The 6,905-nt window shown below is 66.9% G+C and carries 5 protein-coding genes; all 5 read left to right on the forward strand.

The genetic code is table 11. From position 1 onward, the window contains the following. Positions 1-260: 260 nt before the first annotated feature. The 5 genes from U5775_RS27780 to rodA all read left to right on the forward strand — a co-directional run bounded on the left by U5775_RS27780 (position 261) and on the right by rodA (position 6,837). Positions 261-1,304 carry a rod shape-determining protein gene (locus tag U5775_RS27780; RefSeq protein WP_004189550.1) on the forward strand — a complete coding sequence of 348 codons (1,044 nt, stop codon included), beginning with the start codon at positions 261-263 and terminating at the stop codon, positions 1,302-1,304. 203 nt (positions 1,305-1,507) lie between these two features. Next, positions 1,508-2,605: a rod shape-determining protein MreC gene (gene mreC, locus U5775_RS27785; protein WP_322061309.1), complete on the forward strand. Its 1,098-nt coding sequence runs from the start codon at positions 1,508-1,510 to the stop codon at positions 2,603-2,605. After that, the gene (mreD, locus tag U5775_RS27790; protein WP_322061310.1) at positions 2,605-3,117 is read left to right on the forward strand and encodes a rod shape-determining protein MreD; all 513 of its coding nucleotides are present in this window, start codon (positions 2,605-2,607) and stop codon (positions 3,115-3,117) included. Before mreC ends, mreD begins: the two co-directional genes overlap by 1 nt. Positions 3,118-3,222: 105 nt before the next feature. Next, the gene (gene mrdA, locus U5775_RS27795; RefSeq protein WP_322061311.1) at positions 3,223-5,661 is read left to right on the forward strand and encodes a penicillin-binding protein 2; all 2,439 of its coding nucleotides are present in this window, start codon (positions 3,223-3,225) and stop codon (positions 5,659-5,661) included. A 9-nt stretch (positions 5,662-5,670) separates the two neighbouring features. Next, positions 5,671-6,837, forward strand: coding sequence for a rod shape-determining protein RodA (gene rodA, locus U5775_RS27800; RefSeq protein ID WP_322061312.1), 1,167 nt, complete (start codon positions 5,671-5,673; stop codon positions 6,835-6,837). Positions 6,838-6,905 lie beyond the last annotated feature (68 nt).

Raw genomic sequence — 6,905 nt, forward strand, 5'->3', positions numbered from 1 at the left:
CCTGCAAAACAGGCAAAATTATAAGGTATCATTACGCGTTCGACTCAAACCCGGATCGCCTTGCGCCCGCCTTTCATCGCGGAATCGCAGCAACGTGCGCCCAGTTGGCACGCAACGGGTGCCGCTCCGGTAACCATTCCCGCAGTTTCAGGCTCCTCGCGGCGGCGCTTTCCGCCCGTCCTGAGGCTGTTATTTTTTCCGCTGCCGCCCGTGTGACCCGCTCGTCCGTTGGTCGGCCACAAGCGAGACAGGATTTTTGAATGTTCGGTTTTCTGCGTAGCTATTTCTCCAACGATCTCGCGATCGACCTCGGCACCGCCAACACGCTGATCTACATGCGCGGCAAGGGCATCGTCCTCGACGAACCCTCGGTCGTGTCCATCCGCCAGGAAGGCGGCCCGAACGGCAAGAAAACGATTCAGGCGGTCGGCAAGGAAGCCAAGCAGATGCTCGGCAAGGTGCCGGGCAATATCGAAGCCATCCGCCCGATGAAGGACGGCGTGATCGCCGACTTCACCGTCACGGAACAGATGATCAAGCAGTTCATCAAGACTGCACACGAATCGCGCATGTTCTCGCCGTCGCCGCGCATCATCATCTGCGTGCCGTGCGGCTCCACCCAGGTCGAGCGCCGCGCGATCAAGGAAGCCGCGCACGGCGCCGGCGCCTCGCAGGTCTATCTGATCGAAGAACCCATGGCCGCGGCCATCGGCGCGGGCCTGCCGGTTTCGGAAGCCACGGGCTCGATGGTCGTCGACATCGGCGGCGGCACGACCGAAGTGGGCGTGATCTCGCTCGGCGGCATCGTGTACAAGGGCTCGGTGCGCGTGGGCGGCGACAAGTTCGACGAAGCCATCGTCAACTACATCCGCCGCAACTACGGCATGCTGATCGGCGAGCAAACCGCCGAAGCCATCAAGAAGGAAATCGGCTCGGCGTTCCCCGGCTCCGAAGTCAAGGAAATGGAAGTGAAGGGCCGCAACCTCTCGGAAGGCATTCCGCGCAGCTTCACCATTTCGAGCAACGAAATTCTCGAAGCGCTCACCGACCCGCTGAACCAGATCGTCTCGTCGGTGAAGATCGCGCTCGAGCAAACGCCGCCGGAACTGGGCGCCGACATTGCCGAGCGCGGCATGATGCTCACGGGCGGCGGCGCGCTGCTGCGCGACCTCGACCGTCTGCTCGCCGAAGAAACCGGCCTGCCGGTGCTCGTGGCCGAAGACCCGCTCACCTGCGTCGTGCGCGGCTCGGGCATGGCGCTCGAGCGCATGGACAAGCTCGGCAGCATCTTCTCGTACGAGTAAGCGCAGCGGCGCCCGGCGCCACGTGCAGCGCCCGCCTTTGCCGGAGCAGTGCACTGCCCGGGCACAGGCGGCGCAATTGAAGCACACTTGGCTGCGGCGGCCCGCACGCCGCTGCACCGTCCGCAGCGCGGCGCCCGTCCCGGCGCCGCTGTTGCATTTCACGTTTCATCGTTAGTCTCACCGAACCGCGCCCGGCGCCGACCATGGAATACAGTCCGCCGCCTCTTTTCAAGCAAGGCCCTTCGGCACTCGCACGGCTCATTTTCTTCGTCGTTCTGTCGATCGCGCTGCTCATCTCCGACGCCCGCTTCAAGACCCTCGAAGTCGTGCGCGGCGTGCTCGGCGCGGGTCTTTATCCGCTCCAGCGCGCCGCTCTCGTGCCGCGCGACCTCTTCATGGGCGCAGCCGACCTCGCCGTGACGAGCGCGTCGTTGCGCCAGGACAACGCGAAGCTGCACGCGCGCAACCTCCAGCTCTCGCAGCAAGCCAACGAAGCCGCATCGCTCGCCGCCGAAAACACGCATCTGCGCGCGCTGCTGCAGCTCTCGCAGCGCATCGGCGCGCAGACCACGCCCGCCGAGATCCAGTACGACACGCGCGACCCGTTCACGCAGAAGGTCGTGATCGGCGGCGGCTCGCAGCAGGGCGTGCAAAACGGCGCGCCCGTGGTGAGCGAAGACGGCGTGATCGGCCAGGTCACGCGCGTGTTCCCGATGCAATCCGAAGTCACGCTCGTGACCGACAAGGACCAGGCCGTACCGGTCGAGATCGTGCGCACCGGGCTGCGCAGTGTGATCTACGGCACGGCCAGGGGCGACCTGCTCGATCTGCGCTTCGTGCCGATCAGCGCCGACGTGCAAGTCGGCGACGAACTCGTGACGAGCGGCCTCGACGGCATCTATCCGCAAGGACTGCCGGTCGCGAAGGTGCTGCGCATCGACAAGCAGGCCGACACGGCGTTTGCGCGCGTGGTCTGCATGCCGCTCGCGGCGGTGCGCGGCGCGCGCGAAGTGCTGGTGCTGCATTTCGTGGCCCAGGTGCCGCCGAATCCGGTCGAGGCCGCGGATGCCGCTTCCGCTGCGGCCGCAACCGACGCCAAGGACGCGAAGAAGAAAAAGGCCGCCAAGCCCGTGGATAAAAAAGCCGACGACCAATCGAAGGCAACCACGGCCAATCCGGCCGCGAACGCGGCGACCAAAGCACCGGCGAATGCACCGTCAAGCGCGCAACCGGCCCATGCGAACGCCGCAGCGAAGAAAGCGCCGCCCGCCGCGCCCGCGAAGCCGCAGGGGGGCCATTGATGCCGCGTCCGCAATACATCCTGCAGCCGGTCAACCCGTATTTCATCGCGTTCAGCCTCGCCGCCGCGTTCCTGCTGAACCTGCTGCCTTGGGGCAAGCTGCCCGGCATTCCCGACTTCGTCGCGCTCGTGCTGCTGTTCTGGAACATCCATCAGCCGCGCAAGGTGGGCATGGGCATCGCGTTCTGCCTCGGCATCCTGATGGACGTGCACAACGCGAATCTGCTCGGCGAGCATGCGCTCGCCTACACGCTGCTTTCGTACGGCGCGATCACGATCCACCGCCGCGTGCTGTGGATGTCGCTCGGCGTGCAGATGTTCGCGGTCATGCCGATGCTCGTCGGCGCGCAGGTCGTCCCGTTCGTGGTCCGGCTCCTGATGGGCGCGCCGTTCCCCGGCTGGGGCTATCTCGTCAGCGGCTTCGTGGAGGCCGTGCTCTGGCCGGTCACGAGCATCGTGCTGCTGCTGCCGCAGCGCCGCCCCGTCGACCCCGACGACACCCGGCCCATTTGAGTGGCCGCGCGCCGCTCACCGTTGAAAGACGCAACCGATGACCCACCCTTTCTACCGGCCCGCCGCAGCGCCTGAGCGAGGCGCGGGCCGCGGTGCACTCCCCGCATGACCGAATTCAAGGACACCCAGCAGCAGCTCACGAAGTTCCGCCTGCGCGTCGCGGCGGCGGGACTGTTCGTGTTCGTCTGCTTCGGGCTGATCGCGTTCCGCTTCCTCTATCTGCAGGTCTGGAACCACAGCAAATACTCGCTGCAGGCCGACGAGAACCGCATCTCGGTCGCGCCCATCGTGCCGAATCGCGGCATCATCACCGACCGCAACGGCGTGGTGCTCGCGAAGAACTACTCGGCGTACACGCTCGAAATCACGCCCTCGAAGCTCACCGACACGCTCGACAACACGATCGACCAGCTCTCGACCGTGATCCCGATCGATCAGCGCGACCGCCGCCGCTTCAAGAAGCTGCTCGAAGACTCGAAGAACTTCGAGAGCCTGCCGATCCGCACGCGCCTCACCGACGACGAAGTCGCGCGCTTCACCGCCCAGCGCTTCCGCTTCCCCGGCGTGGAGGTGCGCGCGCGTCTGTTCCGCCAGTACCCGCTCGGCACCACGGCCGCGCACGTGATCGGCTATATCGGCCGCATCTCGCAGCGCGACCAGGAACGCATCGACGACGAGAGCGACAAGAACGACAGCGATCCCGAGCACTACGATCCGCGTCTCGATGCGAACAACTACAAGGGCACCGACTACATCGGCAAGATCGGCGTCGAGCAGAGCTACGAAACCGAGCTGCACGGCCTGACCGGCTTCGAGGAAGTCGAAGTGACGGCGGGCGGGCGCCCCGTGCGCACGCTCAAGCGCACCCAGGCCACGCCCGGCAACAATCTCGTGCTGTCGCTCGACATCGGCCTGCAGCAGGTGGCCGAGCAGGCCTTCGCGGGCAAGCGCGGCGCGCTCGTGGCGATCGAGCCTTCGACGGGCGACATTCTCGCGTTCGTCTCGGCGCCGAGCTTCGACCCGAACGCCTTCGTGGACGGCATCGACCAGCAGACCTGGGACGCGCTGAACAATTCGCCCGATCACCCGCTGCTGAACCGGCCGCTGCACGGCACCTATCCGCCCGGCTCGACCTACAAGCCGTTCATGGCGCTCGCCGCGCTCACGCTGCACAAGCGCACGCCGGGCTGGGGCTTCTCGGACCCCGGCTACTACATGTTCGGCGGCCACCGCTTCAACAACGACGTGCGCTCGGGCCAGGGCTGGGTCGACATGAACCGCGCGATCATGGTGTCGAACGACACCTACTTCTTCATGCTCGCGCACGACCTGGGCGTGGACAACATCGCGAACTTCATGAAGCCGCTCGGCTTCGGCCAGCTCACGGGCATCGACATCTCGGGCGAGGCGCGCGGCATCCTGCCTTCGACCGAATGGAAGCGCAAGGCCTATCGCAAGCCCGAGCAGCAGAAGTGGTACGAGGGCGAGACGATCAGCCTCGGCATCGGCCAGGGCTACAACTCGTTCACGATCCTGCAGCTCGCGCACGCCACGGCCACGCTCGCCGACAACGGCATCCTCATGAAGCCCCACCTCGTGAAGGAGATCGAAAATCCGATCACGAAGGCGCAGCATCTGACCGTGCCGAGCGAAAGCGGGCGCCTGAACGTGAAGCAGTCCGATATCGACGTCGTGAAGCGCGGCATGGAAGGCGTTACGATGAATCCGTCGGGCACGGCGTACAAGATCTTCGCGAACGCGCCCTACACCTCGGCGGGCAAGACCGGCACGGCGCAGGTGTTCTCGCTGCAGGGCGGCAAGTACCATGCGCACGCGCTGGCCGAGAATCTGCGCGACCATGCACTCTTCATTGCATTCGCCCCGGCGGACAAGCCGCAGATCGCCGTCGCGCTGATCGTCGAGAACGGCGGCTGGGGCGCGCAGGCTGCAGGCCCGATCGCGCGCCGCGTGCTCGACTACTGGCTCGTCGATCGCCTCAAGCCCGGCGTCGAGCAGGCGGCCGTGGCCGAGGCGGCCTCGGCGACGCAGGACGCGTCCGCACCCACGATCGGCGGCGCGCCGCAGGCCGCCTCGGAAAGCGCCGGGACGCTGCCGGTCAAGGTGGCGGCCGGCTTCACACCGCTGCCCGTACCGGGTGCGGCTTCGGCCGCCGAGGCTGCTTCGGCTGCCGCGGCGGCATCCGGGGCTTCGGCGCCTCCCGCGGCGTCGGGCGTGCCCGCCACGACAGCGCCAGCCGCCGCGGCCAGGCCCGCCAGCGCAGGCGCCGGCAAGAAAGCGCGCCATGCGCCCGCCCAGCCGGTCGCACCCGAAGCCGCCCATGGCACCGATGCCGTGAACGCCGGCACCTCGGGCGCCACTTCGACCTCCCCCGACGGCGACGCCCCGGCCCAGCGCCCCGCCGCCGCCGCGCTTGCGCGCCATTTCGGCCCCGGTCCGCATCGCCCGCGCCGCCCCGCGAGCGCGCCCGACGCGGCCACGCTCGCGCCGCCGCCCAAGCCCGCCACGGGCGGCATCGACGAGTAAGGAGTTCCCATGCCTTTCTTCCAGTTCGACAAGATCGACAAGCGCGCCGTGCTCGACGCGCTGCGCAAGATGTTTCTGGGCTTCGACCGCCCGCTCGCGCTCACGGTGTTCCTGCTGCTGTGCGTGGGCATCGTCACGCTCTACAGCGCGACCCTCGACATGCCGGGCCGCGTCGAAGACCAGTTGCGCAACATCATGTTCACCTTCGTGCTGATGTGGGCGCTCGCCAATGTGCCGCCCACCACGCTCATGCGCTTCGCGGTGCCCATCTACACGTTCGGCATCGCGCTATTGATCGCGGTCGCGCTGTTCGGGCTCACGCGCAAGGGCGCGAAACGCTGGATCAACGTGGGCGTCGTGATTCAGCCCTCCGAAATTCTCAAGATCGCCACGCCGCTCATGCTCGCGTGGTACTACCAGCGCCGCGAAGGCGTGATGCGCTGGTACGACTTTCTGGTCGGCTTCGTGATCCTGCTCCTGCCCGTGGCGCTGATCGCCAAGCAGCCCGACCTCGGCACCGCCGTGCTCGTGTTTGCCGCCGGGTTTTTCGTGATCTATTTCGCGGGGCTCTCGTTCAAGCTGATCGTGCCGGTGCTCATTGCGGGCGTGATCGCGGTGGCGTCGATCGCCGCGTTCCAGGACAGGATCTGCCAGCCGCAGGTGAGCTGGCCGCTCATGCACGACTACCAGAAGCACCGCATCTGCACGCTGCTCGACCCCACTTCCGACCCGCTCGGCAAGGGCTTCCACACGATTCAGGCCGTGATCGCGATCGGCTCGGGCGGCCCGCTCGGCAAGGGCTGGCTCAAGGGCACGCAGTCGCATCTGGAATTCATCCCCGAAAAGCACACCGACTTCATCTTCGCGGTGTTCTCGGAGGAGTTCGGCATGGCGGGCGGGCTCGTGCTGCTCACGCTCTACATGTGCCTGATCGCGCGCGGACTCTATATCGCCGCCAACGGCGCGACGCTGTTCGGGCGATTGCTGGCCGGCTCGCTCACGATGGCGTTCTTCACCTACGCGTTCGTGAACATCGGCATGGTGAGCGGCATCCTGCCCGTGGTGGGCGTGCCGCTGCCGTTCATGAGCTATGGCGGCACCGCACTCACGACGCTCGGCGTCGCCATCGGGCTGATCATGAGCGTCGGGCGGCAGAAGCGGCTCATGCAGAGCTAGGCGATAAAGCGTTGCCGGCTGCGCGCCGGCTCGCTTGCGAAACGCGCCGTCTTGCACGGCGCGTTTTG

This window comes from Paraburkholderia sp. J63 (assembly GCF_905220245.1).
Lineage (GTDB): Bacteria > Pseudomonadota > Gammaproteobacteria > Burkholderiales > Burkholderiaceae > Paraburkholderia.

What these genes read in the sequence shown, in the direction of transcription:
- U5775_RS27780 (WP_004189550.1), top strand. Translation starts at nt 261, where the DNA reads ATGTTCGGTTTTCTGCGTAGCTATTTCTCCAACGATCTCGCGATCGAC.
- mreC (WP_322061309.1), top strand. Translation starts at nt 1,508, where the DNA reads ATGGAATACAGTCCGCCGCCTCTTTTCAAGCAAGGCCCTTCGGCACTC.
- mreD (WP_322061310.1), top strand. Translation starts at nt 2,605, where the DNA reads ATGCCGCGTCCGCAATACATCCTGCAGCCGGTCAACCCGTATTTCATC.
- mrdA (WP_322061311.1), top strand. Translation starts at nt 3,223, where the DNA reads ATGACCGAATTCAAGGACACCCAGCAGCAGCTCACGAAGTTCCGCCTG.
- rodA (WP_322061312.1), top strand. Translation starts at nt 5,671, where the DNA reads ATGCCTTTCTTCCAGTTCGACAAGATCGACAAGCGCGCCGTGCTCGAC.